This window comes from Mesorhizobium sp. M0571 (assembly GCF_040320985.1).
Lineage (GTDB): Bacteria > Pseudomonadota > Alphaproteobacteria > Rhizobiales > Rhizobiaceae > Mesorhizobium.
Genome location: NZ_JAMYQT010000138.1, coordinates 1 through 1,203, shown reverse-complemented (window position 1 = coordinate 1,203; position 1,203 = coordinate 1). Strand labels below are relative to the sequence as shown.

2 protein-coding genes are annotated in these 1,203 nt (G+C 66.1%); both read right to left on the bottom strand.

The window, feature by feature from the left end:
• Positions 1-975: IS91 family transposase (locus tag NKI85_RS37700; protein WP_502900791.1), on the bottom strand; the 975-nt coding region annotated here is incomplete at its 3' end.
• Positions 976-979: 4 nt separating this feature from the next.
• Positions 980-1,150 (bottom strand): hypothetical protein, encoded by a 171-nt coding sequence (locus tag NKI85_RS37695; protein ID WP_352780964.1) that lies wholly within the window; start codon positions 1,148-1,150, stop codon positions 980-982.
• Between the last annotated feature and the right edge of the window lie 53 nt (positions 1,151-1,203).

Genomic DNA, 1,203 nt, shown 5'->3' with positions numbered 1-1,203 from the left:
CAGCCCATAGTGACGCATGCGGTGGAACCCACGCGGCAGGACATGGAGCAGGAAACGGCGGATGAACTCGTCGGCGGCAAGCGTCATGGCGCGCTGGCGCTCGGCACCGTCGCGGCGATAGTCCTTGTAGCGGAAGGTGACTCCAGCCTCGTCGAAGGCGATCAGGCGGCGGTTCGAGATGGCGACCCGGTGAGTGTAGCGCGACAGGTAGGCGAGCACCGCTTGGGGGCCGGCGAAGGGCGGCTTGGCATAGACCACCCAGCGCTTGCTGCGAACAGGCTTCAGATGACGCAGGAAGGCCCGACGGTCGGCCAGGTGCGCCGCCGATCCGAAGAAGGCGAGCCGACCGGCGTCGTGCAGCGCGACCAGCCGGGTCAGGAACAGACGGCGGAACAGCTTGCCCAGTACTCTGACTGGGAGAAGGAAGGCCGGCCGCGACGATATCCAGCGTGACCCGTCCGGCGCGATGCCGCCCCCCGGCACGATCATGTGGACATGGGGATGGTGGGTCATTGCCGAGCCCCATGTGTGGAGCACGGCGGTGATGCCGATGCGCGCGCCGAGGTGCTTGGGATCCGCCGCGATCGTCAGCATCGTCTCCGATGCCGCCTTGAACAGCAGGTCATAGACCAGCGCCTTGTTGTGGAACGCGATGACGGCGACCTCGGCGGGCAGCGTGAACACGACGTGGAAGTAGCCGACTGGCAGCAGGTCGGCTTCGCGCTCGGCGAGCCATGTACGGGCGGCCGCGCCCTGGCACCTGGGACAGTGCCGGTTGCGGCAGCTGTTGTAAGCGATCCGCCATTGGCCGCAGTCCGCACAGGCTTCGACATGACCACCCAATGCAGCGGTGCGGCAGTGTTCGATCGCCGACATGACCTTGAGCTGCTGCAGGCTCAGATGCCCTGCATGGGCGACCCGGTATCCGGGGCCGGCAGCACGGAAGATATCGGCGACCTCCAGGTCCGCGCGCACCGGTTCAGCCGGGAGGGGTCTTGCCTTCTATCAGCGCCATCAGCCGGTCGAGCGGCCCTGCGACCGCGTGGATCGTCCGGGTCGAGACCTTGGTGTAGAGCGCGGTGGTATCGAGCTTGCTGTGCCCGAGCAGCCACGCGTCATAATGCTCACTTTCTATGTCATTGAAAATCAAAGCGCTGTTGAGCGGGATCGGCTGTTAGCGGGCGCTGCGGCGCATTCTGCATG